Origin of the sequence: Nocardia vinacea, assembly GCF_035920345.1 — a bacterium.
Classification (GTDB): Bacteria; Actinomycetota; Actinomycetes; order Mycobacteriales; family Mycobacteriaceae; genus Nocardia; species Nocardia vinacea_A.
In genome coordinates this window covers 9,187,473-9,214,424 of the sequence record NZ_CP109149.1, presented here as the reverse complement: position 1 = coordinate 9,214,424, position 26,952 = coordinate 9,187,473, and the positions used below count along the sequence as shown (strand labels likewise).

The following is a 26,952-nucleotide window of genomic DNA, read 5'->3' as shown; positions in this document are numbered from 1 at the left end:
TCAATTGTCTCCGGTGGTGAGCGCCAGGAATGCGGATTCGAGATTGTGCGAGGTGATTTCGAGATCGACTGCGGTGGTCTCGGTGAGCAGATAGCGGGCGATGGCGTCGGAATCCTTGGTGTGCACGATGATTCGGTCACCGCGCAGCTCGACATCATCGATGCCCGGGACCGCGAGCAGGCGGGCAGGATCGGCACCGGGCAGTGTCGCACTGACGGCGCGTCCCGCGGCCAGGTTCTTGATCTCGGCGGCACTGCCGTCGGCGACGACGCGACCCGCACGCACCAGCACGATCCGATCCGCGTATGCGTCGGCCTCGTCGAGGTAATGGGTGGCGAACAGGACGGTGCGGCCGCGATCGGAATCCTCGCGCATCGCATTCCAGAATTCCCGACGTCCTTCGACATCCATGCCGGTGGTCGGCTCGTCGAGCACGATGAGGTCCGGATTCGGCAGCAGCGCGAGTGCGAAGCGCAGCCGCTGCTTCTGGCCGCCCGAGCATTTGCCGACCAGCCGACCGCCGATATCGGCGATACCGGCGCGCGCGAGCACCGCATCGACCGAACGCGGATGCGCGTGCAGGGTGGCCACCAGTTGCACGGTCTCGGCGACAGTCAGATCAGGTAGTAGGCCGCCGGACTGCATGACCGCCGAAATACGGCCTGCCGCAAGCGCTTCCGCTGGTGGGCCGCCGAAAACCCGGACACTGCCGGAGTCCGGCGTTGCCAGCCCGAGCAGCATATCGATGGTGGTGGTCTTACCCGCGCCATTGGGGCCGAGGAAGGCGATGATCTCCCCCGGCGCGACCACCAGGTCGAGTCCGTCGACGGCATGCACCTCGCCACCGCCCGGGAGTCGGAAGCTCTTGTGCAGGTCGCGCAGTTCGATCGCGGACGACGCCCGGTGCCTGCCCGAGCCGCCCGCCGCGGCCAAGATGGCCGTGGATGTCAGTGCCGATGTCATGGCTCAACGGTCACGCAAACCGGGGGCCGGTACCTCGCACGTGTGTCACGAACCTGCCATGACATCTGTCATGCGGTCAGCGGCTATGCGGTCGACAACTCAGGGCAGCAATCCCTGCCTCGCCTTACCCGCGCCGGAGAGCACCAGCAGCAGCATGGTGGCCAGCGCCTGATCGTCCAGACCGGCGGCCGGGAAGGTGTAGCGCAGCATGACATCGGCCTGGTTGCCACGGGTGATCAGCGTGATCGAACCGAACTGAATCGCGCTGTTGCGCTCGGCGACTCGTTTGTGCAGCTGCGGCTTGAGCGGGCGGTCCCAGGCCAGCACGCAGGTCAGCGTCAGCACATCCAGGCCGGGTGCCAGCGTTACCGCGCGCAACGAGCACAGCGCGCCCTGGTATTCGAAGCCGATCGAACCCTCCGGGTCGACGCGCACATCGACGTCGTAGAGCGATAGGCAGGCGCCGGCGCGGGCCTGTAGCTCTTGTTCGGGGGTGACTGCTGCGTCCATATCGGTGCCGCCGTTCATTTGCTGCCGCCGTTCACTTGGTCCCCCCGAAGCGGCGGTCACGCGAAGCGTACTGGAGACAGGCCTCCCACAAGTTGCGCCTGTCGAAATCGGGAAACAGCGTGTCCTGGTAGACGAACTCGGCATAGGCGGACTGCCAGATGAGGAAGTTCGAACTACGGAATTCGCCGGACGGGCGCAGGAACAGGTCGACGTCCGGCATATCCGGCTCGTCCAGGTATTTGGTGATCGTCGCCTCGGTCACCCGCTCCGGATCGATCTCACCTGCGGCCACGCGACGCGCGATTTCCCTTGCCGCATCGGCAATTTCGGCGCGACCACCGTAGTTGACGCACATGGTGAGGGTCATCACCGTGTTGTCCTTGGTCAGCTCCTGCGCGGTCTCGAGTTCGTTGATCACGCTGCGCCACAGGCGCGGTCGCCGCCCCGCCCAGCGCACTCGCACACCCATTTCGTGCATCTCGTCGCGGCGGCGGCGGATGACATCCCGGTTGAACCCCATGAGGAAGCGCACTTCATCCGGGCTGCGCCGCCAGTTCTCGGTGGAGAAGGCGTAGGCCGAGAGCCACTTCACGCCGATCTCGATGCAGCCCTCGACGGTGTCCATCAGGACCGCCTCGCCGCGCTCGTGCCCCGCGGTGCGCGGCAGCCCGCGCTCCTGCGCCCAACGACCGTTGCCGTCCATCACCAGCGCCACATGATTGGGCACCAACTCCGGCGGCAGTTCCGGCGGCGTCGCCCCCGATGGATGCGGCGACGGCGGGCGGACGGTGCGTTCGGCACCCGACCGTGCGCTGGTCGACCTGGTCGACGCGGCAGAGTCTCGACGGAGGATCACGGCACCTATCCTGCCTGATGGTTGTGGAGGGATTGTGCGGACCACCGATACCCGGTGACGGCGCTCGTCATGCGGTTCGGGTCGGATACGGCTCCGATTCGATGATGCCGGTCTATGCCCAGATCATCAGCGGTCTGCCCTGGTTCGGACGGGTACGCGGGCAAGAATGCGACGACGTCTCGCCTCCTCAGCCCACCTGTGCGGCGGTTGACGACTCCAGCCCGGTCGTTCCGTCTGCCGAACGCGAACGCTCGATCAGTGGAAGTGTGCGCAGCTGACGCTCGAGATGCCACTGCAGATGCGCCGCGACCAGGCCGCTGGCCTGTCTGCGGATCTGATCGGGGACCTGCTCGACGTAATCCCAGTCGCCTTTCAGCAGAGCGACCAGCAGGTCGAGCACGCCCGGGGCCGGAGTGGCCGACCCTGGCGGGCGGCAGTGCACGCAGACCGCACCGCCCGCCGCGACGTGGAAGGCGCGATGCGGGCCGGGTGTCGCGCAGCGCGCGCATTCGTCCAGCGCGGGCGCCCAGCCCGCAAAACCCATGGCGCGCAACAGGTATGCGTCGAGGATCAGCTCGTGCGGGCGCTGTTTGGCGGCGATCGCCCGCAGCGCGCTCGCGGTCAATGCGTGCAGCTTCGGCGCGGGTGCGCGCTCCTCACCCGCCAGCCGCTCCGCGGTCTCCAGTACCGCGCAGGCCGTGGTGTAGCGGCCATAATCGTCGACGATATCGGCGGCGAATGCCTCCATGGTGTGCACCTGGGTGACCGTGTCGAGATTGCGCCCCGGATGCAGCTGCACGTCCACATACGCGAACGGTTCCAAACGGGCCCCGAACCGCGACTTGGTCCGCCGCACCCCCTTGGCCACCGCCCGCACCAACCCGTGCTGCCGCGTCAACAACGTGACAATGCGATCCGCCTCCCCCAGCTTATGCTGGCGAACCACCACCGCCTCGTCTCTGTACAACCGCACCCCGCCATCCTCCCACGAACCCCCGACCCCCACCCCCAGACGCGACCATCGGAACGCATCCACGCCATTTGCGGCTGATCGAACAACACCTCACTGGTCATCGAGCGGATAGCCGATGGCGTCCACGAATCCCTGGTCTTGCCGACAACGTGACGCTCCGCTCGAACCAACGCGCTCGCCCTCGGTCCGGGCACTATCGTGACTGATCTACCCGGGGAGGAATCGTGCACGTGGATCGGATGCCGTTCGATTCGGCGGGATATCAGGAGCGGGTTCGGTCAGGGCCTTGTTTCATCTGCGACCTGGTCGCGGGTGCACCCGGGTCGGAGCACGAGGTGGTATTCGATGACGGCGCGCATATCGCATTTCTCGGGAGATATCCGACGATGTACGGGCACGTGCTGGTGGCTCCGAAGGCGCATATCGAGCATGTGGTTCGCGATTTCGATCAGGATGCGTACCTGCGATTGCAGGCGGTGGTTCATCGGGTCGCGCGCGCTGTCGAAGCCGTAGTGCCGTCCGAGCGCACCTATCTGCTCTCGCTCGGCAGCCAGCAGGGAAATGCGCATGTGCACTGGCATGTGCAGCCGCTCACTCCTGGAACGCCGTATGAGCATCAGCAGTTTCATGCGTTGATGGCGGAGAACGGGGTGATCCCTTGGTCGGAGGCGGAGGCGGCGGAGTTGGGTGGGCGGTTGCGGGCGGAACTCGGTTCGGGAACGTAGATCCGCAGCTATGATCTGCGGATGCGCGGAATTCGGTTCTGCTCAGTGGTTTTGGCGGCGATCGCGGCTGTCGGGGTCGCGGGATGTGGGGATAAGCCGAGTTCGCCTGTCGCTGATGAGTCGGCGTTCGTTTCGGTGACGGAGTTGGATCCGACGATCATTGTCGATGCGCGGTACTTCGGGGAGCACAACTTCATCGGTGGGCGGATCAATGGGTATGAAGCGCCCAAATGCTTGTTGACGAAAGAGGCGGCTGCGGCCCTTGCCGAAGTGCAGCTGGAATTGCGGCCGATGGGGTTGGGGCTGAAGACCTACGACTGCTTTCGACCGCAGCGTGCGGTGGACCAATTCGTCAGTTGGGCAAAGGATCTCGGCGATACCAAGATGCGGGCGGAGTTCTATCCGACGGTGGACAAGGCGAATCTGTTCCGGGACGGATACATCGCGGAGAAGTCCGGGCACAGCCGGGGCAGCACCTTGGATCTCACGATCGTCGCGCTACCACCCGCCGATCAGGAGCAGTATCACGGAGGTGATCCGCTGCGCGCCTGCACACTGCCCGCCGACCAGCGCTTCCGGGACAACAGCCTCGACTTCGGCACCGGCTACGACTGCTTCGACCCGCTCGCGCACACGGCCAACCCAGCACCGAGCGCCACCCAGCGCGCCCTCCGAGAACTACTGACGACCCTCATGGACGAGCACGGTTTCAAAAACCTCCCAGAGGAATGGTGGCACTTCACCTTGAAGAGCGAGCCCTTCCCCAACACCTACTTCGACTTCCCCATCCAATGACATGCCCACCCTCGCATAGCTAGTGGTCACCGCACACAAATCGCGACCTCTGCGAGGAAACCACTAGTTATGCGACACCCGCGCGACCGCACATACGTCAGGTGCGGAGAATGCCGCCGATCAGCAGCATCAGGGACTGTTGTGCCTGCGCTCGGGCGGCGTCCTTATCCGTGGCGTGGGCGACGATGAGTCCCGCCTCGGTGACCGCGCTGAAGATCAGCTGGGCCAGGACCTGAATCGGCGCGTCGGCGATCAGCCCCGCGTCACGGGCGCGTTCCAATTGGGCGATGACCAACCCCAGCCCATGGCGCGCCTCGAATTCGCGAAATGCCTGCCAGCCGAGGACCGCGGGGCCGTCGTAGAGGGTGATGCGGATCATCTCCGGGCGCTGGCATATCTCCAAGAAGACATTCAGGCCGATGGCCATCGAGGCGACAATGTCATCGGGATTACCTGCTCCGATGGCGTTTTCGATTTCCTGCGTGGTCTCGACCTCTATTTTTTCGAGCACGGCCAGGAAGAGACCGCGCTTATCGCCGTAGTGGTGGTGCAGAGCGCCGCGGGTGACTCCCGCCTCGGTCACGAGTTCCTCTGCCGAGGTCGCCGCGAAACCGCGCTCGGCGAACAACCGGCGACCGGCCTGCTCGAGCGCGGCTCGGGTGGCACGGGAGCGATCCTCCTGACTACGGCGTTGCATGCGCCCGAGTGAACTCCAGAATCGTTTCGGAGAGCAACTCGGGCTGATCTTCGGACAGGAAGGTGTAGGAGTCGTCGATGAACTTCAGGGTCGCGTTCGGCAGGTCGGCGGCCAGGCGTTCCGCGAATTTCACCGGGAAGATCTTGTCCTCGCGAGCCCATGCGATCAGCACCGGAATCCGCACCGACGGGAATCGGGTAGCGGCGTCGAGCGTGTAGCGGCGATGCACGGTCTTCAGGAACCGGCGCAGATCCTTGCGGATCGCCGCCGAATTCCGGCTCGGCAGCAGGTAGGAGTCGGCGATCTCCGGCGGGACCGGGCGCTTAGTCACCCAGCCGAAGGCGATCGGCAGACGATGCAGCGCACGGATCCGCATCAACTCGGTCAGCGGCCGCAGCGAGCCGGGTACCCGCGCCAGCACCGGCAGCGCCGCGAAGGCAGGCGGGAAGAAAGCCTCGTAGGCGTCGCACGAGGCCAGTACGACGCGGCCGATCCGCTCCGGACGACGGGTCAGCAACACCTGGGTGATCGCGCCGCCGGTGTCATTGGCGACAACGGTGACGTCGGTGAGGTCGAGTCGCTCCAGAAAGTCGGCGATCAGATCGGCAACCCCAGTGGGCGTGAGATCCGCTGCGGGGACCGGGATTTCGTGTGAGCCGAGCGGCAGGTCCGGACTGAGGCAGCGATAGCCCGCCGCCGCGATGGTGGGGACGACATTGCGCCAAAGATCGGAGTTGACGAGCAGGCCGTGCACGAAAACGACCGGTGCGCCCTCCCCCGTGTCGTGATACCGGATGCGGCCGCCGGGGAGATCCACCTCATCCGTGCGGCCGAGTGACGTACTGATTCCCATGGTTCCTCCATGTGTTCGCAGTTCGTGTCCACCATTACATACATACGGTATGTATGTCTACAGCTCGGCCTCCTACCTGGGGTGGAGATTCGGGAGCCGATGTGGACGGTTGACCAGCTCCGCGCTACCGTGCAACGAAAGATCGAAGGAGACGGAGCTCACATGACGGTGTCCGACGCCACCCTGCACCCATTCGCGACCGCCGAACTCGGCCTCGCCGACTTCGCGGCCGCCCTCACGCAGGGCAGGATCAGCTCCGTGGCCGCGGTCGGCGCCGCACTGGACCGGATCGAGGCGAGTCAGCCGACCCTGAATGCCTTCCGCATCGTCCGGCGCGAAAAGGCACTCGCCGAGGCCGTCGCGGCCGACGAGCGCTTGGCCGCCGGCGAACGTCTCCCCCTGCTCGGCGTGCCGATTGCGATCAAGGACGATACCGATATCGCCGGTGAGCCAACGGCATTCGGCTGCGGCGGCGAGCTCCCGCCGAAAATCGAAGACGCGGAATCGGTTCGACGGCTGCGCGCCGCCGGTGCGGTGATCGTCGGCAAGACCAATACCTGCGAACTCGGCCAACTGCCGTTCACCAGCGGCGCCGCCTTCGGCCACACTCGCAACCCATGGGGTGCCGAATACACACCGGGCGGCTCATCCGGCGGTTCTGCGGCTGCCGTCGCGGCCGGATTGGTACCCGCCGCACTGGGTTCCGACGGCGCGGGCTCGGTCCGCATCCCGACCGCATGGACCAATCTCGTCGGCATCAAACCACAGCGCGGCCGCATCTCCACCTGGCCCGCGGCCGAGGCATTCCACGGCCTCACCGTGAACGGACCATTGGCCCGCACCGTCGCCGATGCCGCACTGCTGCTCGACACCGCCGCCGGACCGCATCCCGGCGACCTGCACACCCCCGAACCGCTCACCGTCTCCGATGCCGTCGGCCGCGATCCAGGACGACTACGCATCGCCCTCTCGCTGCGAATCCCGTTCACCGCCACCAGAACCGCGCTGCATCCGGAGGTCGAAGTCGCGGTGCAGCGCATCGCCACCACACTTCGCCGCCTCGGTCATTCGGTAACCGTGGCGGATCTGCACTACGGGATCATGATCGGTGCGTCCTTCCTACCCCGCTCGCTGGCTGGCGTCCGACACGTCTACGACAAAATGCCTGGCGTACAAGTGGATCCACGCACCACCGCGAACGTCTGGTTCGGCCGCGCACTCAGCGGGCCGGCACTGTTCGCGGCACGTCAGGCGGAAACGTTGCTGCACAAGCGAATCGGCGGCTTCTTCCGCAACTACGACCTGGTGCTGGCCCCGACCACCGCGACTCCCCCGCCACGCACCGAAGAGATCGACGGCATCGGCGTCAACGCCACCAACGATCTCATCACGGCCGCATGCCCGTACACCTGGCCCTGGAATGTGCTCGGCTGGCCCGCGGTGAATGTCCCCGCCGGTTTCACCGACACCGGTCTGCCGGTCGGTGCCCAACTCATGGGCACTGCGAACACCGAACCGCTGCTGGTTTCCGTTGCGGCACAACTGGAATCGGAACTGCACTGGGAGCGCCACCGCCCCGAACCGTGGTGGTGAGTTCAGCGATCGGGCAGGGTCCAGACCTCGGTATCGCTCTTGGTGCCCGCCGGGCACCCGTCCGGACCCCGGCCGTTGACGACGCCCTGCGGATACATCAGCAAACACTGCCGCGGCTGACTGGTCTTCCCGAGGCCGGTGGCGACGAGAATGCCGATGGTCGACTCGTCGGCCACTCGACCTCGGGAGAAGTACAGCGTCCCGGTGACTCCGAGATAGTCGGTGCCGCGCAGTTGCAGTGCGATGGCGGCGCGATTGACATCGCGGGCGCGCTCGGGCCGGGCGCGATTGGCACGGACCGCCTGCAGGATCACACCGGCGACGTCGTAGGCCAGTCCGGTGCGGTCGCCGGGCCACGACGGATGGTAGGGCGCCATATCGGGGTAGGCAGCCAGATCCGCTACGAGCCTGGGCAATTCACCGCACAACTCCTGAAAGTCGAGGGTGGGCGCTTCGCTGCCGATCACACCGTTGCCGCGCACGCACTCCGCGCCGCCCAGAATTACGGGCACCCCCTTGGCGACGTAGCGCACCGTCAGGCTCGCCGGTAGCGCTGCCATCGCCTTGGGGTCGGCGATCAGGCGCGTCACCGTATCGGCACCCAGGATCGCGGGCGATTCCGTGGCCAGGCACCCCCGGGTGACGGCATTTCCGAAGGTAGCGAAGTCGTCGTTGCGCCCGGCGAAGAACAGCAGCGTGTGACGATTGAAACCCGGCGTCTCGCACGGTGCCGGAAACCCGTACAGTTCCTGCTGCACGTCCCAGCTGCGGCTGTCGCGTGGCACCCCGCGCCGGTCGAGTTCAGCGTTCAGGTCACTCACCAAGGTGTTGACATAGACGTCGTCGGCGACATTCGGGTAGTACACCAGCACGCGGTCGTAACGTCGTCGTCCGGCTTCCGGTTCACCGTCCGGATAACGCGCTCCCTCAACGTAATCCGCGATCAGCCTGGCCTGGACCCGATTGCTCGGCACGGACTGGAAGAACATCGGCGACGCGGCCTCCAACCCGTCGGCCGACAGTGTCGTCGCGACGACCGGCACCCCGAGATCGCCCAATTTGCCGATCGCCCGCGCCGTCTCCGCGGTGCTGCGGTCCATACCGACAACACCGAGCACCCCCGTGTCCTTGCGCAGCATATCGGCCAGCAGATGATCGACCACCCACGATGCCTCGCGCATATTCGAACCACCGTTGGCGACAACAATGCGCAGCAGCGGCTCCGATTCGTCGGGCGCTCCGATAGCACGGCGCTGCCGCACGGCCAATCCGGCCAACTCCTGCACTTGCGCGTGCGGATATCGAACATTGCTGTCGGAGTAGCTGATTCCAGCGAAATAGACGAGCGAAACCAGCGGACGCCGCGGATTCGCGCGGCGGATATCGGTGGCAATCTTGTTCTGCCGGAACACTTCCCGCTGCATCGACGACAGTTCCCGGTCGTCGGCGAAAACCTGCCGGTCGTTATCGCTGTAGCCGACGCATTCACCGCCGCGTTCGGCCACCGCGATGCCGGAGGTCCACGGCCAGTGTGAACAGGGGACGCCGCGCAGCGCCGGGACATACACCAGCGCCGTCGCCACCAATGCCGCCACCGGGATCAGCACGCAGATCGTGACAAACCATTTGCGGGCGGCAAGGGGCGGCGCCGGTGGCACGGCCAGGTGCGTGCGGTCGGGGTCACCGATCCGGCCGTGGGCCGGGTCGGGCAACGCCAATCGCAGGTACCAGGCGTCCGACAACCGGTTGGTCCGGCTGTTGTCGATATCGCGCAGCCATTGCTGCAGCGGATCCGGCACCGGTCCGGAAGCCGGTCTGTCGTCCAGGCTTTCGAGGTTGTCGAGACTGTGCAGATCGCCGATGCTCGCAAGTTCGTGCACCGGCTGCGCGGGTTCCAGATCGCGCGGGTCGTGGTCGAGGGCGGCGACCACCACCAGTGGATCGAAAATCCCGGTCTCATTGCGGATATCGTTGATCCGGCGCAGCAGTTGGGCACCGGGGCTACCCACCGTGATGGTGTCGAGCAGCGCCACCGGATAGGCGGTGCGACGCCAGCTCGACGGCCGCCAGATCCGTTGCCGGTACGCGTCGCGCAGATCCTCGAGGAATGCGTGCACCAGCAGCTTGGCGACCTGGTCCTCGTTCTCGTCATTGCGCAGCGGGGCGGTCAGCCGAGTCGCGAAACCCAGGAAACTGTCCGATAGTTCGGGTGCCATATACCGCTGGCGCATGAACCAGCGGGTCTCCTTCGACAGCCCCGGCACCATGCCACTGATCCACATCCACAGCCGCAGCACCGGCCACAATGCGAGCACGGCGAAGACCACCCGGGTGATCCAGTCCCCGACCTCGCCACCCATATCGGAGTCGCGAGAACCGAGTCGTAGCAACTTCGGCAACCGAGTCCGCAACTCCACCGCGGCTTCGGTGTCATCACTTATGACGCGCTGCCTGGTGAGCCAGTCCGCAGTTCGATAGCGCGGGAACGAAATCGGGCCCATGGCGGTGTCGTCGGTGGAGAACCCCGCGACCAGCCGCTGCAGAATCGGCAGGCAGTGCGTGGCCACCTCCTGGCCGATCGCGCTCGGGGCGGGCCGGATGGCATCCGCTGCCAGACTGTGCAATTCGACCCGGGCGCGCGGCACCGCGCGACGACCACCGGACTCGCCGAGCCAGCGATAGATCTCCGTGAGCAAGTCACCGTTGGCCGCAGGCCCGACCAGGCATATCAGCGGGCGCGGCAGCTTGCGCCGCCTACGCATCAGGGTTCGCAGCACCCGGGGGCGCTCATGCGGCACATACAGTGTCCGCAACAACTCCAGGAGCTTGCCGATATCGTTGGCACCTCGCATCGCAGTGACCTCCCCCGTGGTTCAGTAGTACGACGGTACAAGACCTTTCGGTGCTGGACCGGTACGTTTCGCCACCAGCGTTCGAGGAGGTCCCGGCGACAGCGGGGAAATCCCTGCGTCAGAACCCCAGCTTGCCAAGCTGTTTCGGGTCGCGCTGCCAATCCTTGGCAACCTTGACGTGTAGGTGTAGGTAGATGCGGGCGCCGAGGATGTGTTCGATTTGTTTGCGGGCGTTGGTGCCGACCTCTTTGAGGCGGGCGCCGCCCTTGCCGATGATGATGGCCTTCTGGGAGGAGCGTTCGACATAGAGCAGGGCGTGCACGTCGAGCAGGTCTTCGTTCTCTTCGCGCGGGAGGACCTCTTCGATGACCACCGCGAGCGAATGCGGGAGCTCGTCGCGGACACCCTCCAGGGCGGCTTCGCGGATGAGCTCGGCCATCAGGGTTTCCTCGGGCTCGTCGGTAAGCTCGCCGTCGGGGTAAAAGGCCGGGCCCTCCGGCATTTTCGAGGCGATGACGTCGACGAGGACCTCGACCTGTTCGCCCTTGACCGCGGATACCGGCACGACATCGTGGTCCGGGCCGAGCAGTTGTGACAGCGCCATCAGCTGTTCGGCGACCTGGTCGCGGCTCACCTTGTCGATCTTGGTGACCACACCGAGCAGAGTGGTCTTCGGCGCCATCTGTTTGATCTGCTGCAGGATCCACTTATCGCCGGGGCCGATTTTCTCGTCGGCCGGAATACACAGCGCGATCACGTCGACTTCGGAATACGTATCGCGGACAAGGTCGTTCAGGCGTTGGCCGAGCAGGGTGCGCGGGCGGTGCAGACCAGGGGTGTCGACCAGGATGAGCTGGGCGTGCTCGCGGTGCACGATGCCGCGGATGGTGTGGCGGGTGGTCTGCGGGCGCGAGGAGGTGATCGCGATCTTCTGGCCGACCAGCGCATTGGTCAGCGTCGACTTGCCGGTATTCGGGCGGCCGACGAAACAGACGAAGCCGGAACGGAATTCGGTGGATGTATCAGCCACCCTGCACCTCCGCGCCGGCGGCATCGTCGACAATCTCGAAGACCGCACCCGAGCGATCGGTGAAGACGATGCGCGCCTCGGGCGAAGCCTCGCGAACCGCGAAGACGCCCGCATCCGATAGCTTGCCGCTGACGACCACGGCCGCCTCGAATCCCTCTGCGCCACTGGAGATCGCGGCCGCGACGGCGGCCTGCAAGGCGGTCAGTCGCAGGGACTGCAGGGCGACATCACCGGCCGCGTAGGTGCGGCCGTCGGTATCGCGGATGGCCGCGCCCGAGTTGCCGCCGGTGCGGCCGAGCGCGCCCTTGGCCAGCACCACGAGTTTGGTATCCTCGGCGTCCAATTCGGTCATTCGCTGTCTCCGTTCTCATCACGATCGGTCGGGATTTCCCGCTCGGATCCGTTACTTTTGCGCTTGCCGTTGACCTTTTCGGCATGCGATTTCTCCTGCGCCTTGCGCACCACGACGGTGTGCACCCGCACCCGTCCCCGCGCGTCCGCACCGCCTTCGCCGCGCAGCACCAGGCCGTGCACAACGGCTTTGGAGCCGGGCAGCGGCACCCGGCCCAGTGCGTGGGCGAGTAGGCCGCCGACGGTATCGACGTCCTCTTCCTCGATTTCCAGGCCGTACAGTTCGGCCAGATCGTCGACCGACAGTCGTGCCGAAACCCGGTAGCGGCCCTCGCCGAGGTCCTCGATGGGTGGGGTTTCGTCGGTGTCGTATTCGTCGGCGATCTCACCGACGATCTCCTCGAGCACATCCTCGATGGTCACCAGTCCGGCAATGCCGCCGTATTCGTCGACCAGTAGCGCCATATGGTTTCTGCGGCGCTGCATTTCGTCGAGCAGACTGTCCAACGGTTTGGAGTCGGGCATGAACACCGCCGGGCGCATGGCATCGCGCACCTGCACCTTGCGACTTCTATCCGCATACGGCACAAGGTCTTTCAGATATACCACGCCGAGGATGTCGTCTACGTTCTCGCCGACCACCGGAATGCGGGAGTGACCACTGCGCACCGCGAGCGACATCGCCTGTGCCGCAGTCTTATCCGCCTCGATCCAGACCATTTCGGTGCGCGGCACCATGACCGCGCGGGCCGGGGTATCGCCGAGTTCGAAGACCGACTGGATCATGCGGCGTTCGTCGTCGGCCACCACACCGCGTTCACCGGCCATCTCGACCACTTCCCGCAGCTCGATCTCGGATGCGAAGGGGCCGTTGCGAAATCCCTTACCCGGGGTGATCGCATTACCGATGAGGATCAGCAGCCTGCTGACCGGACCGAGCACCGTGCCGATGAACTGCAGCGGCAGCGCCGAGGCCAAAGCAATGGAGTAGGCGTGCTGACGGCCGAGTGTGCGCGGTCCGACCCCGATCACCACATAGTCCACCAGCACCATGACGGCCGCGGTGAACAGCAGCGCCCAATTGTCGTCCCACAGCGGAATCAGCGCTGCCGCCAACAGCACCGTCGCACAGATCTCGCACAGAATACGAAGCAGCACAAGCAGATTCACATATCGCGGCCGATCGGCCACGATCCTGGTCAGCCGAACCGCGCCGGGCCGCTCCGCCCGGACCATATCGTCGAGACGCGCCGGTGAGATGGTATTCAGCGCCGAATCGACTCCGGCGAACACCCCACCGACCGGGACGAGCAGACCCGCCAGCAGGATCAGGGTCAGCGAACTCACGCGGGGCCTAGCGCCTCACCGGGCGTTGTGAAGCCGGCCTTCCCCAGCAGCCGGGCATCGCGCTCGGCCAATTCGGCTCGCCGCTGTGCCTCGCGCAGGCTCTCGTACCACTCCTCGAGCAGCCGTGCCTGCAGCGCGAACATCTCCTTCTCCTCCTCCGGCTCGGCATGGTCGTAGCCGAGCAGGTGGAGCACGCCGTGCACGGTGAGCAGCGCGAGTTCGTGATCGAGCGAGTGACCGGCCTTGCGGGCCTGGCCGGCGGCGAATTCGGGGCACAGCACGATATCGCCGAGCATGGACGGACCCGGTTCGGCACTGTCCGGTCGACCACCGGGCTCCAGTTCGTCCATAGGGAAGGACATAACATCGGTCGGGCCGGGTAGGTCCATCCAGCGCATGTGCAGATCCGCCATGGTGTCGAGATCGACGAGCACCATCGACAGCTCGGCGGCCGGATGCACGTCCATCCGGCCGATCACGAATCGCGCGACACTGACCAGGTCTTCTTCGGGTACGTCGACACCCGACTCGTTGGCGATCTCGATGCTCACCTGATCAGGGTATTCGGTGTGCCCGGGACCGCACCGCGCGGCTGGCCCGGACACGTCCGTCCCACTATCGCCGATCTCCACGGCTCGCGGCACGACGCTGTGCGCGATTGCCCGGATAGTGCGGTCCGACCTGGGTGACCCGTTCGGCCTCAGCCCGCTCGTAGGCGTCCACAATATCGGAGACCAACCGGTGCCGAACCACATCGCTGCTGGTCAGCTGGGCGAAATGGATATCTTCGATGCCGGTCAGGATCTCACCCGCCGCGCGCAGACCCGAGCGCGCGCCATTGGGCAGGTCGACCTGGGTGACGTCACCGGTCACCACGATCTTCGAACCGAATCCGAGCCGGGTGAGGAACATCTTCATCTGCTCGGCCGTGGTGTTCTGCGCCTCGTCGAGAATGATGAACGAATCGTTCAGCGTGCGACCGCGCATGTACGCCAGCGGTGCGACCTCGATGACACCGGCCGCCATCAGCTTCGGAATGGCCTCCGGATCCATCATGTCGTGCAGCGCGTCGTAGAGCGGGCGCAGGTAGGGATCGATCTTCTCGTTGAGCGTGCCGGGCAGGAAGCCGAGCCGCTCGCCCGCCTCGACGGCGGGGCGGGTGAGGATGATCCGGTTGACCTGCTTGGTCTGCAATGCCTGCACGGCCTTGGCCATCGCCAGATACGTCTTGCCGGTACCCGCGGGGCCGATGCCGAACACGATGGTGTTGGCGTCGATCGCGTCGACGTAGCGCTTCTGGTTGAGCGTCTTGGGCCGGATGGTCTTGCCGCGCCGGGACAGAATGTCCAGGCTCAGTACCTCGGCCGGGGATTCCGAGGAACCCTCGGTGAGCATGGATACGGTGTGGCGCACCGCCTCCGGGGTCACCACTCGATTGCGACCCGTCAGCGCGACGAGCTGTTCAATAACCCGCTCGGCCAGCGCGACATCGGCCGCCTTGCCGGTGAGGGTGACGGAATTGCCGCGGACATGGATATCCGCATCCAGCAGCTGCTCGAGTTCACGCAGGTTCTGGTCGGCCGAACCGAGGAACGGGAACACGGATTCGGGAGCGAGTTCGATACTGGAACGCACGGTGCGTGCTGCCGGGCCCGAACTGTTGTCTGCACCGATGCCTGCAGTGGGGGTAGTCGGGTCGCCGATCTCGCCTTGTGTTCTCAAAAGTGGCTATAGCCTGCTTTCCGGTCTCGAATTGCTGCGTCGTTGATGAAAGTTTAACGCGCCGCACTGACAACACGCAGTGAATAAACCGCTACCTCGGCCGTTCGCGGTTGCTTGCGGATCGCTCGAAGCGGGGCGTGGCGATTGCCTGCTGATCGCTACTCACCGTCGTAGCATCTGGATTCCCGCGCGCCGGCCTGCCCAATCCTCGGTGAAGTCACGAAATCGACGCACCGCATCCGATGGCGGGGCGGTCGCCGACCAGATCAGCCCCACATCGCGGGCCGCTGCGGCATCGGCGAGCGGGACAGTCACGATGCCGGATAGCGAACCGGCTGCGGGCGTGGGATCTTCCAGCGGCAACACCGCGACACCGAGGCCGGCCGCGACCAGACCCGCGGCAGTGAGCAGATCGCTCGATTCGAAGGCAATGCGGGGGCGGATATTCGCGGCGGCGCAGAGTTCGTCGAGAATGCGGCGCATACCGAAACCCGAATGCATGGTGATGAATTCGGCGTCGCCGAGATCGGCGAGACGGATCTGTCGGCGGGCGGCGAGCCGATGTTCCGCGGGCACGGCCAGCGCGAGCGGCTGCGCGAGCAGCTTGCGCCAGCCGATGCCCGGGACCGACGGACGGGGCGACACGATTGCCAAATCCGCTGTGCCGTCGACTATCTGATCGATTACCGCATCGAACGCACCCTGCCAGAGGGTGAACGAGATGCGGGACGAACCACGCCGGAAGCCGCCGATCAGTTGCGGGATCAGCCAGCTGCCGAAGGAGTGCTGAAACGACAGGCGAACAACGCCTTTCGCGGGATCAGCCAGGTCGGCGAGGGCCTGGGCGGCGGCATCGAGTTCGGACTGGGCACGACGGGCGTGTTCGTAGTAGGTCCGGCCGAATTCGTTCAGCACGATGCGTTTTCCGTGGCGGTCGAAGAGTTCGACGCCGAGACGGCGCTCGAGACGGGCCAGCATGCGCGAGAGCGTCGGTTGGGCGATATGCAGCCGCTCGGCGGCCGCGCCGACACGCTCCAGCTCGGCGAGTGTCGTGAACCACAGCAGGTCGTCACCCAGCACGTACGGACCTTTCCTTATGCATCTGGCGCATTAGAAACCAGATTACTATTCATTTCCCTTCTTAAGGACGAGTCTCGATGCTGGTGCCATGACCAGCACGGATATCCGTTCGACCAGCACATCGCACGAACGTCGGATCACTACCGCGCTGTTCGCCGCAGGGCTGGCCACCTTCGTGTCGATGTACAGCGCGCAGGCGTTGCTGCCGAGTCTGTCGGTGGCATTCGGAGTCGCCCCGGCGCAGGCCGCGTTGGCCGTGTCGTTGACCACCGGGTTTCTCGCGCTGGCGATCGTGCCGGTCAGTGCGTTGTCCGCACGGATCGGACGGACCAGGGTGATGACGGGGTCGGCGGTGACGTCTGCGGCCATCGGTCTGCTGCTGCCCTCGAGTCCATCGCTGGAGGTGCTGTTGGCGGGGCGGGCGCTGCAGGGCGTGGCGTTGGCCGGAGTGCCCGCCGTCGCGATGGCGTACTTGGCGGAGGAGATCGGTAGGGACGGGTTGGGCGCGGCGATGGGTGTTTATGTCGCGGGCACGTCGATCGGCGGGTTGTCCGGGCGGTTGATTCCGGCATTCGCTTTGGATCTGACCTCGTGGCGCTGGGCCGAGGCCGCGGTTGGCGTTGCGGCGGCCGGTTGCACCGTTTGGTTCGTGCGTGGGTTGCCGCCGTCGCGCGGGTTCGTCGCTCGACCCGCCGGAATGCGCACCGTGCTGCGCGATATCGGTGCGCCGTTGCAGCGTGGCGGCCTGCTGGCGCTGTTCGGGTTGGCCTTCGTATTGGTCGGCGGATTCGTTTCGATCTACAACTTCCTCGGCTATCGGCTGACCCGGCCACCGTTCGAATTACCTGCGGCCGTCGCGGGTTCGGTGTTCCTGCTGTACCTGGCAGGCACGCTCGCCTCGGCCGCGGCCGGGCGTTGGGCCGATCGCATCGGTAAGCACCGTGTGCTCGCGGCCTCCGTCGCACTGATGGGCATCGGAATACTGGTCACCATTCCGGACCAGTTGATCGCGGTCATCTTGGGGATAACACTTTGCACCGCAGGGTTTTTCGGTGCCCACGCGGTGGCGAGCACCTGGGTCGGCACGATAGCTCCCGGTGGCGCCGCATCGTCGCTGTACTTGTTCACCTACTACCTCGGCAGCGCCATCATCGGCGGTACGGCAGGCATCGCATATACGAAGGGAGGGTGGGTCGGTCTGGCAGCCTGCGTCGGGGCGCTGCTGGTCGTGGCCGCAGTTCTGGTGTGGTACTTGACGATTCACGCTCGCCGTGGAGTCGAAACCGTTGCCGCTTCCGAAGTATGCGCCGCGCCGACGGCGTGATATCCGACGGTCACCTGCGGTGTCGGCGCTCATGACCGCGAGGCCGGGCCAACGATCTCGGGGCCTAGGGCTGTATGCAACCTGAGCTCTGACGTCTTCAGCAATCGAAGAGCAAGGTCGCCGGATACCGCTCCACCGATAACACCGCAGGATTTGGGCCATATGCGCCGACTGCAGAGGTCGCCGCCTGTTAACTAGATAGGCCGCTTGGCCGATTACCTACTGTGACCGACATCAGATTCTCTTTCTTCGGGGGTTTCACATGCTGATCTTCGGCTGGCAGAGGCGTCTCCACACGCTCGCCATGATCACCTTGGTCTGCGGTCGCTGCGGCAACCCCGCCGCACACGCGCTGCGCAGACTCGCCACCACATTCACAGTCTTCTTCATCCCGATCCTCCCACTCGGCAACAAGCACTACATGGAATGCACCTGGTGCGGCGCATCGACACCCCTCGCCGTACCTCAAGTCACCGGCCTCATCGCACGCGCCAACGCCGAGAAAATGGGCTCCGCCCAGTACCAGCAGCCTTCCCCAGGCCCTAACGGCCAGTGGCCCGCCCCCGGCGCACCCAACACCAACTGGCAGCAGCAGCCCGCTCTTGGCGCACCTAACGCCCACCTGCAGCAGCCTGCTTCCAGCACACCCCACGCGCCCTGGCAGCAGCAGCCCGCCCCCAGCACGCCGAACGCCCCCTGGCAGCAGCAGCCCGCCCCCGGCGCGCCGACCGGCCCGTGGCAGCGCTGACCCAATCGAGGAGGGTCGGCCCGCGACGACCGTAGTCGAATAGCAGCACGCCCCCAACAAACCCAACGCCCACCGACAGCACCCACCTTCCGGTGCGCCGAACGCGCCCCGGCAGCGTTGACCCGATCGACGTACGCCCGCCGACCGCAGCCGAACGGCAGCTTGCCCCGCCGCACGCAACAAAGGTCAGCTGCCCCGGAACGCACCCCATGCCCACTGACAGCAGCAGCCCGCCCGGCGCACCGAACGCCCCTGGCAGGGTCCGACCCGATCGAGGGTCGGCCCGCGACGACCGTAGTCGAATGGCAGCACGCCCCCAACGCCCCCAACACCCACCGACAGCAGCCCGCCCAGCAGACCCAACGCCAACTGGCAACAGCCCACCTCCCAGCAGACCCAACGCCAACTGGCAACAGCCCACCTCCCAGCAGACCCAACGCCAACTGGCAACAGCCCACCTCCCAGCAGACCCAACGCCAACTGGCAACAGCGCACCTCCCCGCGGACCCAACGTCCTCTCGGAACAGCAGCCTGCCAACGCTCCCTGGTAGCCGCTGACCCGAGCGATATACGCTCGCCGACGTTGGCTTCCCGGTCGCAACAACCGGGTCAGCCCCCGCGTCGTCCGTCCGGCTTCGGTTGCGCGATGATCGCGGCCCCCATCCAGCGTCCTAGATATCGACGCAGCTCATCATCACTCCGTGGCGGATTGCCCGGAGAAACGAAGAACGACTGCATCGTTCGCAGAATGTATTCGACGAGCTCGGGCAGCGATGTGTCGTCGTATCCGTACCGCTCCCAATCGACGTCGAAGCGCTTGATCATCATCATGCCGAAGGTTTGCGCCTCTTCGGAGGTAAGGCTTTCGGGGTGCACATTCGAATATGTGCTCGAGAGCAGAATGCCCAGGTGGGGCGTCCGGCGCACCTCGGCCAGCGTGTAGACCACGCCCTCGGTCATGGCTTCGACCGGGTCCTCGATGCCGCTGACCTGCCCTGTCAGCCGATCCAGAAAACCGTCGACCGACGCGATCGCCGCGGCCTGCATCAGCGCGTCCGCACTGGGGAAGTATCGATACACCGTCTGACGGATGACACCCAGCGACTCCGCGACATCGGCGATGCTGATCTCCGAACCTGTCCGTCCGATCAGATCTACTGCGGTGGCGACTATTCGACGGGACGCTTCTTCATCGCTGCTCGGCGGACTCCCGCCCCACCCGCGCCTTCCTGCCACTGCTCGCTTCCTCGGTTCGAACGATGTCCCTCGTATGCGAAACCGACAGCGGGACAACCCCGCCGACCGTCCAGATCAGGGGCTCGACGCTACCACAGGGCCATCGTCGCCCCAGCTCGAGCAATTCTAATCATACACTCGGTCCGATCTGTGTATGATCAGCCGCATCGAAGCTTCGGCACGTCCGAACACGGCTACAGCCCCCTTCCGAATTACGAGGTACAGCCAAGTGACCGATCTACAAGTCCGAAAGATGCGATTCGCATTCGCGGACTACGACGTACCGTTCCTGTGGAACGAAGAGAATCCGGCCTTCTCGTCCATGGCCAACGCGGTGTCCTTCCTGGCCATCGGCTTCGAGAAGATGATCGTCAATATGATTCGCGAGGCCATGCCGCGGATAACCGATCCCGCGGTCGCCGAAGAGGCGGACGCGTTCGTGCGTCAGGAGGGGCAGCATTCGACCGCCCACCGCCAGCACGCCAATGGTCTGATCAGGCGATACCCAGGGCTCCAGGAGACCCTCAACGACGTAATCGCGGAATTCGATCGCCTCACCGTGAAGACCTCCCTGGAATATCGGCTCGCCTACACCGCCGACCTGGAGGCCACCTTCACCCCGGTGTTCAAACTGATGCTCGACAACGATTCGACCCTGTTCCAGCCGGGAGACGACCGTGTCGCATCGCTGTTCATCTGGCACTTCGTCGAGGAAGTCGAACATCGTAGTTCGGCGCTGATCATCTTCGATTCCATTGTCGGCAGCGACGCCTACCGGATGCGCATGGCTCCATCGATTTTCCGGCACGTCATGAAGGTCATCAAGGTGGCCTGCACAGGCTTCAATAAGCATGTGCCGCAGGAGGATCGGCGCATCGATGCACTGGCGATGTTCGCGATGCACCGGAATAAGCAGAAGCTGCGGAAATTGTTGCGGCTGCCCGTCGAGGACAACGGACCGATGTCGCGCGCGTTCGACGATCTACGCCTCGGCGAACAACTGATCGCGCTGGTGGGCATCATCCGCAGTCAATTGCCCAGGCACAACCCGGATCACGAGAAGCTGCCCGCACTCGCCGATGTGTGGTTCAAGCGCTATGACGCCGGTTACGACGTATCGCACTGGTACACCGCTGATTCCGTTGCAGCGCAGGGGGAATGATGGCCGATCATTGCGCACCCACCTTCGACGAACTCGCGAAGGCGCTCGGCTTTTCCTGTCAGGAGGCCGGTGGACTCGTCGAGGTGCGAAACCCTTTCGCATTGGAGAACTGGACGCTGCCGGTTCTCGAGTTCACCATCGTCCTCGGCGCGGTGCTCGCGCTGATCTACGCGATTGTGCGCCTGCGACGTCACGGCGATCCCACCAATCTCGTGGTCTGGTTCGGCGCGACCGCATATCTGTTCATCATCGAACCGCCGCTGTACTTTCCGGCGGCCTTCGGTATCGACGCGCACGTCGACACGATGTTCGCGCACAACGTCTTCACCGTGGATTTCCTTTGGGGTCGGCTGCCCCTCTATATCGTGGCGATCTACCCATTGATGGCCACATTGGCCTTTGAAATCGTCCGAATGCTGGGCGTTTTCCGTCGGTACGGTGTTCTGGTCGGCGCCGTCTGCGTGGGCTTCGTCCACCACGGCTTCTATGAGATCTTCGACCATCTGGGACCGCAGCTGCGCTGGTGGGAGTGGTCGACCGAAAATTCGCTCAATCAACCGATGTTCGACTCGGTTCCGCTGCCGAGTGTGGTGGTATTCGCCGCGCTGTGGCCGATGTCGCTGGCGTTCTTCGTCCAGTTGTTCGTCGGTCGTCATGTCGACCAGGGGCGCAGCTTCTCTGGACCACAATTGGTGTGGCGCACTGTCGTCATCGGCATTCTCGGGTCGTTGGGTACGGGCGTATTGCCAATCCCGGCAACGGTTTTCGGTGCCGGGAGCACGTCTTTGCGTGGATTCCTCTATGCGGCCGAATTGGTCATCGTCAGCATCGTCGCGATTCCGATTCTCACTCGCCAGTGGCTGCGGCTGAGGCGAGACCATTCGGACTACACGAACCGCTTCGTACGGATTTACAGCGTCGTGTATCTGGGCGTGATGGCATTGCTCTGGGTGAGCGCGCTGCCCGATTACTTCGCTGCCGTCGACGGTTCGACGAGCAATGGCGACCCCATCGGGAATCTGTGGTACACGCTGTCGTGCTTCGCGGTCGCAATACTTTGCGTGCTCGCGATCTTCACGGTGCCGTACCGAGCAGTCGAGTCACTACCAGCGGGAGGTCAACGCGCCCAAGGCTCCGAGGGCGACGGCGGCAGCGGTGGAGGTGCGCAAGACGGTGGGGCCGAGCAGGGTTACGTCGGCGCCCGCAGCAGCGAAGGCGGTGAGCTCGGAGTCGTCTAGACCGCCTTCGGGGCCGACGATGAGCAGGATTTCGGAGGCCTGGTCGAAAGGCAGCTCGGCGAAGCGGGCGGTGCCGGATTCGTGTAGTGCCACCGCGATGCCGCCCGCGGCGACCACCGCACGGATCTTGTCGAGCAGGTCGCGGGTGCGGTGCAGGTCGGCGACCTCGGGGATGTAGGCACGGCGGGACTGCCGGGCGGCCGTGCGGGCGGCGGCACGCCATTTCTCAACGGCCTTGCCCGCCTTGGCTTCCCAGTTGGCGATGCAGCGCGCGGCCTGCCACGGGACGATGACATCGGCGCCCGCCTCGGTCATCAGCTCGACGGCCAGCTCCGAGCGGTCGGACTTCGGCAGCGCCTGAACGACGGTCACCCGCGGCGACGCGGGTGCGGCGAGCACCCGGTCGAGCACCTTCAGCTCGAGCCGATCCTTCTGCGCCGCAACGACTTCCGATGCCGCGAGCTGACCGGAGCCGTCGGACAGCGTGATCGGCTCGCCGACCCGGATGCGGCGGACCGTCGCGGCATGGCGTCCCTCCGGACCGTCCAGAACCGCGATGGCACCCGGCTCCGGAATATCGGCCAGATAGAAGACCGTGGCGGCCAACGCCTATCGCCCGCTGAACGACGCTCGCAGCCGGGCGAACAGACCGCTGTTGTGCTCGGACTGCGCCGACATCACCTCGGCGCGTTCACCAGTGCGCATGCCCTTGTATTTGCGCAGCAGATCGGTGGTCTTGGCGTCGAGTTTGGTCGGCACCACGATGTCCAGATGCGCGAGCAGATCACCGCGCGCGCCGGAGCGCAGGCGCGGCATGCCGTGGCCGCGCAGCACCGAGATCTCGCCCGGCTGGGTGCCCGGCGGGATGGTCAGCTCGGTCGGGCCGTCCAGGATGGTGTCGATGACGACGGTGGTGCCGAGAGCGGCATCGACCATCGGCACCCGAACAGTGCAGTGCAGATCGTCGCCGTCGCGAACGAAGACATCGTGCGGCTGCTCGACGATCTCCACATACAGATCGCCCGCGTGCCCACCGCCGGGACCGACCTCGCCCTGCGCGGCCAGCCGCACCCGCATGCCATTGGCGACACCGGCCGGAATCGGCGCGGCGATCTCGCGACGCGACCGCACCCGCCCGTCGCCGCCGCACTTGTGGCACGGATCGGGAATGGTCTCACCCGCGCCGCGACAGGTCGGACACGGACGTGAGGTCAGCACCTGACCAAGGAACGAACGCTGCACGGACTGGACCTCACCCACACCACCGCAGGTTTCGCAGCGCACCGCCTTGGACTTGCCATTAGTGCCTGCGCCGTGGCAGATATCGCAGAGGATGGCGGTGTCGACGGTGAGGTGTTTGGTGACACCGACCGCGCATTCGGCCAGGCTGAGCCGGGTCCGCAGCAGCGAATCCGCGCCGGGCTGCACCCGGCCGCGCGGCTTGCGCGTCCCGCTGGAGCCGCTCATGCCGCCGAAGAAGGCCTCGAAGACGTCGCCGAGCCCGCCGAAGCCGGCGCCGGAGAAGCCCGCGCCGCCAGCACCGGACTCCATCGGGTCGCCGCCCATATCGATGACGCGCCGCTTCTCCGGGTCCGACAGCACCTCGTAGGCGGTCGACACTTCCTTGAACCTGGCCTGCGCCGCCTCGTCGGGGTTGACGTCGGGGTGGAGCTCCCGCGCCAGCTTGCGGTAGGCGCGCTTGATCTCCTGGTCGGTCGCGTTCTTCGCGACGCCGAGCAGTCCGTAGTAGTCCCGTGCCACTTTGAGTTCTCTAGTCCTTGGTTTGCAACAGCATTAGTCGGATGCACTCAACTTTATCCGCCGGAGGATCGAGCGTATCAGCGACGGGTGCCCTCAGCGCTCCGCGAGCACCTCACCGATATAACGGGCAACGGCCGCGACCGATGCGATGGTCCCCGGATAGTCCATCCGGGTCGGACCGAGCACGCCCATACCGCCGAGCACCGCACCCGCAGCACCGTAGCCGGTCGACACCACCGAAGTTCCGCGCATCTGCTCGACCTGGGTTTCCTCGCCGATGCGCACCGTGATGGTACCCGGATGCTGTGCGGCCGCCAGCAGCTTCAGCACGATGACCTGCTCCTCCAATGCCTCGAGCACATCGCGCAGCGAACCAGGGAAGACGAAGTCGGCGGCATTGCGGGTCAGGTTGGCGGTGCCGCCGAGGACCAACCGCTCCTCCGGATGCTCGACCAGCGTCTCGACGAGCACGGTCGAGACGCGCACCAGCACATCCTTCAGTCGCACCGGCGCCCGCTCGGGCAGTTCGGCGACGGCCGCGGAGGCGTCGGACAGGCGCTTGCCGTCCATCGCACCACCGAGCATGCCGCGCAGTGCGGCGAGGTCCTGATCATCGATGAGTGCGCCGAGTTCCACCAGACGCTGGTCGACGCGACCGGTATCGGTGATCACGACCAGCAGCAACCGTGCCGGATTCAGCGCGACCACTTCGATGTGGCGGACCGTGGAGGCCGACACCGTCGGATACTGGACGACCGCGACCTGGCGGGTGAGCTGAGCAAGCAGCCGAACACCGCGGCGCAGCACGTCGTCGAGATCGACGCCGGACTCCAGGAATTCCATGATCGCCCGGCGCTCGGCCGGCGAGAGCGGCTTCACCTCGGAGATGCGATCGACGAACTGCCGGTAGCCCTTATCGGTCGGAATGCGACCGGAACTGGTGTGCGGCTGGGTGATGTAGCCCTCGGCCTCCAGTACCGCCATATCGTTGCGAACCGTCGCGCTGGATACCCCGAGGTTGTGCCGCTCCACCAGGGTCTTCGACCCGATCGGCTCCTTGGTCGCGACATAGTCCGCGACGATCGCACGTAGGACCTCGAAGCGCCGATCCTCGGTGCTCGACATGGGCCCCACCTCCTCGCTCGTCCTCGGGTACGTCGTAACGGTCACGTGCGCACCGTCCGCATCGACCCGAATTCGATGCAGGTTACTAGGTACGTCTGTTTATCCAGTCTAATTGCCTATTCGACAATTGCCCGTTCGCGCACCCTGGACGCTTGTGATCCAGATCCCCTCGGGACCGACTGACGTTGCGCCGGAGCGAGATCCGACTACTAACCTCACCGCGCAGCCAGTAACAGGGGGATTCGGAAGCAGTGAACAAACCGGACTATCCGCAAATCCTCGCGCCCGCCCTCGGCGGTCCAGCGACTCCACCGATCGGCTTCCGCCCCTTCGGGTTGCCGCCGAAAGCGCCGGACTACCGCGTGCTGCAGCTGGCCGACTACGTGCTGCCCGACGGCTCGCTCCCGCAGACCCCGATGCCGCCCTACCGGGGCACCCTCCTGCCGTTCAATTTCATCCTGGCGCACGGCGTCGACGAGGACGATCCGATGCCCCGCTTCCAGCGGGAACCCGCGGAGACCGGAATCGCGTTGGTGGCGTCCTGCATGCCGAGGGTCTTGGCGCATCTGTTCACCCGCCCGGAAGTCGTGCTCAACGGACAGCATGTGCCACAGAAGGTCGGCTGGGGCGTGACCTTCATCCCAGCCGAACCAGGACTACACCATCTGCGCGTCGGACCACCGCCATGGCGAGCGCCCTGGTCCCGCTTCGGCAGCCACCCCATGCCCGCCGACATCATGGTGCCGGTCACCGCAGGCCACCAGACCCGCGTCTACTCCCGGGCATCCCTGGCCGCCAGCATCCCGGGCCGACTCGGACCACAACCACAGCGCTGGATTCCCGGCATCATCAACTGGCTGCTGTTCACCTCATTGGCGGTTCTGACGATGGTTCTCGGCGCTTACCAGGTGCTCACGTACTAACCCTGGGCGGCGGCCTCCACGACAGCGGCGACATCGTCGGGGCGGGAGACCAGGGAGGCGTGGGAGGCTGCGATTTCACTGGTGTGGGCACCCATTCGATTCGCCATGAAGCGTTGGGAGGCAGGGGGAATCACGCGGTCATCGGCTGAGATGAGGTACCAACTCGGGGTCGAGGACCAGGAGGGGTTGCCGGAGGGTTCGAGGTTGGCGGCTACAGCCAGGGAACGTTGGTGAGCGACCATGTCGGCGGCTACATCAGGGGTGACATCTTGGGCGAAGACGGCGTTGAAGCGGTCGGGGGCCACGTAGCCGTCGAGGTTCTTGCCCGCCACGCCATTTGGATCGTCTACGACGCGCACCTGCAGTGCCGGGGGCAGCAGCTGACTGCCGGGGAAGCGAATCGGGTCGATTTCGAGCAAGGCGAATTCGCCTTGTACCGGGGCGAAGGCCGCGATATAGACCAGCGCTCGAACTTTCGGGTCGTGGACGTTGCTGATGACGAAGCCGCCGTATGAATGGCCCACCAGGACAACGGGTCCGGAGATGGCGTCCAGGGTTCGCTGTACGGCCGCGGCGTCGTTGGCGGGGCCGCGCAGCGGGTTCTCGGGAACAACCACCCGATAACCGTGGTCGCGCAGCGTCGTGGCGACGCCGTTCCAACTCGTGGTGTCGGCGAAGGCCCCGTGCACGAGCACGATCGTCGGGAGGGGTTCGGCACTCGCGGGGGCAGCCATGAGTACGGGCGTGAAAGCTAAGGTGAGCGCCGCGATGCAGGCGCGGAGACTTCGGGTGATATTCATCGGAGCCCTGCCTGTCGGTCGGTGATAGCTGTCGGCTCTTGATGTTGTCACCTTTTGCCGAGCACTAACAGCTAGACAGACCACCCGGTCGGTTACACCCCGCAAGCACGACCGCTGACAACGACCATTCGCGATAGATCATCGGCCAGCCCACATCGGGCGCGCACCGATGCCTTCGACCTGCCGCTGACCCTCGACGACCGCGTCGATGTAGCCGCAGTCCACCCGCGAGCAGCCGTCGCCCACCGATGCAGCGATATCTCACCCAGCGAGCGACGGCATGCAACC

25 protein-coding genes and 1 pseudogene are annotated in these 26,952 nt (G+C 65.5%); 8 read left to right on the top strand and 18 right to left on the bottom strand.

Annotated features, from left to right (window positions below; genetic code table 11):
* The 4 genes from OIE68_RS41695 to recO form a co-directional block, all read right to left on the bottom strand.
* Positions 1-963 carry an ABC transporter ATP-binding protein gene (locus tag OIE68_RS41695; protein ID WP_327096375.1) on the bottom strand — a complete coding sequence of 321 codons (963 nt, stop codon included), beginning with the start codon at positions 961-963 and terminating at the stop codon, positions 1-3.
* Positions 964-1,062: 99 nt separating this feature from the next.
* Positions 1,063-1,491, bottom strand: coding sequence for a hypothetical protein (locus tag OIE68_RS41690; protein ID WP_083897748.1), 429 nt, complete (start codon positions 1,489-1,491; stop codon positions 1,063-1,065).
* Between the two features lie 13 nt (positions 1,492-1,504).
* Positions 1,505-2,326 carry an isoprenyl transferase gene (locus OIE68_RS41685; protein ID WP_327102008.1) on the bottom strand — a complete coding sequence of 274 codons (822 nt, stop codon included), beginning with the start codon at positions 2,324-2,326 and terminating at the stop codon, positions 1,505-1,507.
* Positions 2,327-2,516: 190 nt separating this feature from the next.
* Complete coding sequence (gene recO / locus OIE68_RS41680) at positions 2,517-3,302, bottom strand: DNA repair protein RecO (RefSeq protein ID WP_327096374.1); 786 nt, start codon at positions 3,300-3,302, stop codon at positions 2,517-2,519.
* Positions 3,303-3,526: 224 nt separating this feature from the next.
* Here recO and OIE68_RS41675 point away from each other — a divergent pair, with 224 nt between their 5' ends.
* Positions 3,527-4,027, top strand: a complete 501-nt coding sequence (locus tag OIE68_RS41675; RefSeq protein ID WP_327096373.1) for an HIT family protein — start codon at positions 3,527-3,529, stop codon at positions 4,025-4,027.
* 21 nt (positions 4,028-4,048) lie between these two features.
* Positions 4,049-4,822 (top strand): M15 family metallopeptidase, encoded by a 774-nt coding sequence (locus OIE68_RS41670; RefSeq protein WP_327096372.1) that lies wholly within the window; start codon positions 4,049-4,051, stop codon positions 4,820-4,822.
* A 97-nt stretch (positions 4,823-4,919) separates the two neighbouring features.
* Here OIE68_RS41670 and OIE68_RS41665 read toward each other — a convergent pair whose 3' ends face one another.
* Positions 4,920-5,519: a TetR/AcrR family transcriptional regulator gene (locus OIE68_RS41665; RefSeq protein WP_327096371.1), complete on the bottom strand. Its 600-nt coding sequence runs from the start codon at positions 5,517-5,519 to the stop codon at positions 4,920-4,922.
* On the bottom strand, positions 5,506-6,372 hold the full coding sequence (locus OIE68_RS41660; protein WP_327096370.1) for an alpha/beta hydrolase: 867 nt from the start codon (positions 6,370-6,372) through the stop codon (positions 5,506-5,508). Before OIE68_RS41660 ends, OIE68_RS41665 begins: the two co-directional genes overlap by 14 nt.
* Before the next feature lie 162 nt (positions 6,373-6,534).
* On the opposite strand from OIE68_RS41660, the gene OIE68_RS41655 reads away from it, so the two are divergent.
* Complete coding sequence (locus OIE68_RS41655) at positions 6,535-7,965, top strand: amidase (RefSeq protein ID WP_327096369.1); 1,431 nt, start codon at positions 6,535-6,537, stop codon at positions 7,963-7,965.
* A 2-nt stretch (positions 7,966-7,967) separates the two neighbouring features.
* On the opposite strand, the gene OIE68_RS41650 is transcribed toward OIE68_RS41655, so the two are convergent.
* The 7 genes from OIE68_RS41650 to OIE68_RS41620 all read right to left on the bottom strand — a co-directional run bounded on the left by OIE68_RS41650 (position 7,968) and on the right by OIE68_RS41620 (position 16,347).
* Positions 7,968-10,817 (bottom strand): hypothetical protein, encoded by a 2,850-nt coding sequence (locus tag OIE68_RS41650; RefSeq protein ID WP_327096368.1) that lies wholly within the window; start codon positions 10,815-10,817, stop codon positions 7,968-7,970.
* Positions 10,818-10,935: 118 nt separating this feature from the next.
* Positions 10,936-11,847: a GTPase Era gene (gene era / locus OIE68_RS41645; protein ID WP_419150644.1), complete on the bottom strand. Its 912-nt coding sequence runs from the start codon at positions 11,845-11,847 to the stop codon at positions 10,936-10,938.
* Positions 11,840-12,199 (bottom strand): cytidine deaminase, encoded by a 360-nt coding sequence (locus OIE68_RS41640; RefSeq protein WP_327096366.1) that lies wholly within the window; start codon positions 12,197-12,199, stop codon positions 11,840-11,842. Before OIE68_RS41640 ends, era begins: the two co-directional genes overlap by 8 nt.
* Positions 12,196-13,545: a hemolysin family protein gene (locus OIE68_RS41635; RefSeq protein WP_327096365.1), complete on the bottom strand. Its 1,350-nt coding sequence runs from the start codon at positions 13,543-13,545 to the stop codon at positions 12,196-12,198. The genes OIE68_RS41640 and OIE68_RS41635 overlap by 4 nt, the downstream gene beginning before the upstream one ends.
* Complete coding sequence (ybeY, locus tag OIE68_RS41630) at positions 13,542-14,096, bottom strand: rRNA maturation RNase YbeY (RefSeq protein WP_040688009.1); 555 nt, start codon at positions 14,094-14,096, stop codon at positions 13,542-13,544. Before ybeY ends, OIE68_RS41635 begins: the two co-directional genes overlap by 4 nt.
* 64 nt (positions 14,097-14,160) lie before the next feature.
* Positions 14,161-15,219, bottom strand: a complete 1,059-nt coding sequence (locus OIE68_RS41625) for a PhoH family protein (RefSeq protein WP_327102007.1) — start codon at positions 15,217-15,219, stop codon at positions 14,161-14,163.
* Between the two features lie 210 nt (positions 15,220-15,429).
* The gene (locus tag OIE68_RS41620; protein WP_327096364.1) at positions 15,430-16,347 is read right to left on the bottom strand and encodes a LysR family transcriptional regulator; all 918 of its coding nucleotides are present in this window, start codon (positions 16,345-16,347) and stop codon (positions 15,430-15,432) included.
* 88 nt (positions 16,348-16,435) lie between these two features.
* Between OIE68_RS41620 and OIE68_RS41615 the strand changes: the two genes are divergently transcribed.
* Together OIE68_RS41615 and OIE68_RS41610 are read left to right on the top strand one after the other, a co-directional pair.
* A complete protein-coding gene (locus tag OIE68_RS41615) occupies positions 16,436-17,671 on the top strand; it encodes an MFS transporter (RefSeq protein WP_327096363.1) in 1,236 nt (411 codons plus the stop codon).
* A 262-nt stretch (positions 17,672-17,933) separates the two neighbouring features.
* Positions 17,934-18,419, top strand: a complete 486-nt coding sequence (locus OIE68_RS41610; RefSeq protein ID WP_327096362.1) for a zinc-ribbon domain-containing protein — start codon at positions 17,934-17,936, stop codon at positions 18,417-18,419.
* 609 nt (positions 18,420-19,028) lie between these two features.
* Here OIE68_RS41610 and OIE68_RS41605 read toward each other — a convergent pair.
* Positions 19,029-19,655, bottom strand: coding sequence for a TetR/AcrR family transcriptional regulator (locus OIE68_RS41605; RefSeq protein ID WP_327096361.1), 627 nt, complete (start codon positions 19,653-19,655; stop codon positions 19,029-19,031).
* A 229-nt stretch (positions 19,656-19,884) separates the two neighbouring features.
* On the opposite strand from OIE68_RS41605, the gene OIE68_RS41600 reads away from it, so the two are divergent.
* Complete coding sequence (locus OIE68_RS41600; RefSeq protein ID WP_327096360.1) at positions 19,885-20,817, top strand: metal-dependent hydrolase; 933 nt, start codon at positions 19,885-19,887, stop codon at positions 20,815-20,817.
* Positions 20,817-22,055: a hypothetical protein gene (locus OIE68_RS41595; protein ID WP_419150643.1), complete on the top strand. Its 1,239-nt coding sequence runs from the start codon at positions 20,817-20,819 to the stop codon at positions 22,053-22,055. The genes OIE68_RS41600 and OIE68_RS41595 overlap by 1 nt, the downstream gene beginning before the upstream one ends.
* Here the strand turns inward: OIE68_RS41595 and OIE68_RS41590 are convergent.
* The 3 genes and pseudogenes from OIE68_RS41590 to hrcA all read right to left on the bottom strand — a co-directional run.
* Positions 21,984-22,661: pseudogene (locus OIE68_RS41590) on the bottom strand (16S rRNA (uracil(1498)-N(3))-methyltransferase); the annotation flags it as partial. The gene OIE68_RS41595 and the pseudogene OIE68_RS41590 overlap by 72 nt on opposite strands.
* A 3-nt stretch (positions 22,662-22,664) precedes the next feature.
* Positions 22,665-23,816 (bottom strand): molecular chaperone DnaJ, encoded by a 1,152-nt coding sequence (dnaJ, locus tag OIE68_RS41585; RefSeq protein ID WP_327096358.1) that lies wholly within the window; start codon positions 23,814-23,816, stop codon positions 22,665-22,667.
* 93 nt (positions 23,817-23,909) lie between these two features.
* Positions 23,910-24,941 carry a heat-inducible transcriptional repressor HrcA gene (hrcA, locus tag OIE68_RS41580; protein WP_040687994.1) on the bottom strand — a complete coding sequence of 344 codons (1,032 nt, stop codon included), beginning with the start codon at positions 24,939-24,941 and terminating at the stop codon, positions 23,910-23,912.
* 251 nt (positions 24,942-25,192) lie between these two features.
* Between hrcA and OIE68_RS41575 the strand changes: the two genes are divergently transcribed.
* A complete protein-coding gene (locus OIE68_RS41575) occupies positions 25,193-25,864 on the top strand; it encodes a hypothetical protein (RefSeq protein ID WP_327096357.1) in 672 nt (223 codons plus the stop codon).
* Here OIE68_RS41575 and OIE68_RS41570 read toward each other — a convergent pair.
* Positions 25,861-26,664, bottom strand: coding sequence for an alpha/beta hydrolase (locus tag OIE68_RS41570; RefSeq protein WP_327096356.1), 804 nt, complete (start codon positions 26,662-26,664; stop codon positions 25,861-25,863). The genes OIE68_RS41575 and OIE68_RS41570 overlap by 4 nt on opposite strands.
* Positions 26,665-26,952 lie beyond the last annotated feature (288 nt).

Excerpts from the sequence above, each read along its gene's own strand:
- OIE68_RS41660 (WP_327096370.1), bottom strand. The coding sequence starts at position 6,372 with ATGGGAATCAGTACGTCACTCGGCCGCACGGATGAGGTGGATCTCCCC.
- OIE68_RS41615 (WP_327096363.1), top strand. The coding sequence starts at position 16,436 with ATGACCAGCACGGATATCCGTTCGACCAGCACATCGCACGAACGTCGG.
- OIE68_RS41690 (WP_083897748.1), bottom strand. The coding sequence starts at position 1,491 with ATGAACGGCGGCACCGATATGGACGCAGCAGTCACCCCCGAACAAGAG.
- OIE68_RS41670 (WP_327096372.1), top strand. The coding sequence starts at position 4,049 with ATGCGCGGAATTCGGTTCTGCTCAGTGGTTTTGGCGGCGATCGCGGCT.
- OIE68_RS41650 (WP_327096368.1), bottom strand. The coding sequence starts at position 10,817 with ATGCGAGGTGCCAACGATATCGGCAAGCTCCTGGAGTTGTTGCGGACA.
- OIE68_RS41610 (WP_327096362.1), top strand. The coding sequence starts at position 17,934 with ATGCTGATCTTCGGCTGGCAGAGGCGTCTCCACACGCTCGCCATGATC.
- OIE68_RS41595 (WP_419150643.1), top strand. The coding sequence starts at position 20,817 with ATGGCCGATCATTGCGCACCCACCTTCGACGAACTCGCGAAGGCGCTC.
- OIE68_RS41665 (WP_327096371.1), bottom strand. The coding sequence starts at position 5,519 with ATGCAACGCCGTAGTCAGGAGGATCGCTCCCGTGCCACCCGAGCCGCG.
- OIE68_RS41695 (WP_327096375.1), bottom strand. The coding sequence starts at position 963 with ATGACATCGGCACTGACATCCACGGCCATCTTGGCCGCGGCGGGCGGC.
- OIE68_RS41640 (WP_327096366.1), bottom strand. The coding sequence starts at position 12,199 with ATGACCGAATTGGACGCCGAGGATACCAAACTCGTGGTGCTGGCCAAG.
- OIE68_RS41655 (WP_327096369.1), top strand. The coding sequence starts at position 6,535 with ATGACGGTGTCCGACGCCACCCTGCACCCATTCGCGACCGCCGAACTC.
- hrcA (WP_040687994.1), bottom strand. The coding sequence starts at position 24,941 with ATGTCGAGCACCGAGGATCGGCGCTTCGAGGTCCTACGTGCGATCGTC.
- OIE68_RS41570 (WP_327096356.1), bottom strand. The coding sequence starts at position 26,664 with ATGAATATCACCCGAAGTCTCCGCGCCTGCATCGCGGCGCTCACCTTA.